Origin of the sequence: Streptomyces sp. NPDC006393 (assembly GCF_040628575.1) — a bacterium.
Taxonomy (GTDB): domain Bacteria; phylum Actinomycetota; class Actinomycetes; order Streptomycetales; family Streptomycetaceae; genus Streptomyces.
The window spans coordinates 1-1,093 of sequence record NZ_JBEXZD010000231.1; the positions used below are offsets into that span (position 1 = coordinate 1).

1 protein-coding gene and 1 pseudogene are annotated in these 1,093 nt (G+C 68.9%); both read left to right on the forward strand.

Annotated features, from left to right (window positions below; translation table 11 throughout):
* Positions 1–527: pseudogene (locus tag ABZ484_RS38740) on the forward strand (glucose-6-phosphate isomerase); the annotation flags it as partial.
* A 15-nt stretch (positions 528–542) separates the two neighbouring features.
* Positions 543–1,093: NADP-dependent phosphogluconate dehydrogenase (locus ABZ484_RS38745; protein ID WP_358870641.1), on the forward strand; the 551-nt coding region annotated here is incomplete at its 3' end.

Below are 1,093 nucleotides of genomic sequence, written 5' to 3' on the forward strand. Positions count from 1 at the left end.
AGACCGGCCCCGTGGTCTGGGGCACCCCGGGCACCAACGGCCAGCACGCCTACTACCAGCTCATCCACCAGGGCACCAAGCTGATCCCGGCGGACCTGATCGGCTTCGCCAACCCGGTCGCCGAGCTGAGCGACGAACTCAAGGCCCAGCACGACCTGCTGATGGCCAACCTGTTCGCCCAGGGGCAGGCGCTGGCCTTCGGCAAGACGCCCGAGGAGGTGCGCGCCGAGGGGGTGCCCGAGGAGCAGGTCCCGCACCGCACCTTCCACGGCAACCACCCCACCACCACGATCCTGGCGACCGAGCTGACCCCGTCGGTCCTCGGCCAGCTGATCGCCCTCTACGAGCACAAGGTGTTCGTCCAGGGCGCGATCTGGAACATCGACTCCTTCGACCAGTGGGGCGTCGAGCTCGGCAAGGTGCTGGCCAAGCGGGTCGAACCCGCCCTGACCGAGGGCGCGGACGTGCCCGGTCTCGACACCTCCACCGCCGCCCTCGTGGCCGCGTACCGCACACTCAGGAAGTGAACTGACATGGCATCGATGCAGTTGGGCCTGATCGGCCTGGGCAAGATGGGCGGCAACATGCGCGAGCGCCTGCGCAACGCCGGCCACACCGTGGTCGGCTACGACCGCAACCCCGAGGTGTCCGACGTCCCCAGCATGGTCGACCTCGTGGACCAGCTCCCCCAGCCGCGCATCGTCTGGGTGATGGTTCCCGCGGGCGGCGCCACCCAGCACGTCATCGACCAGCTGGCGACCCTGCTCAAGCCCGGAGACCTCGTCGTGGACGGCGGCAACTCCCGCTGGACGGACGACGTCAAGCACGCCAAGCAGCTGCACGCGCGCGGTATCGGCTTCGTCGACGCGGGTGTCTCCGGTGGTGTGTGGGGCCTGGAGAACGGCTACGCGCTCATGGTGGGCGGCGACAAGGAGCACGTCGACCAGGTCAAGCCGATCTTCGACGCGCTCAAGCCCGAGGGTCCGTACGGGTACGTCCACGCGGGCAAGGTGGGTGCCGGGCACTTCGCGAAGATGGTCCACAACGGCATCGAGTACGCGATGATGCAGGCCTACGCCGAGGGCTGGGAGCT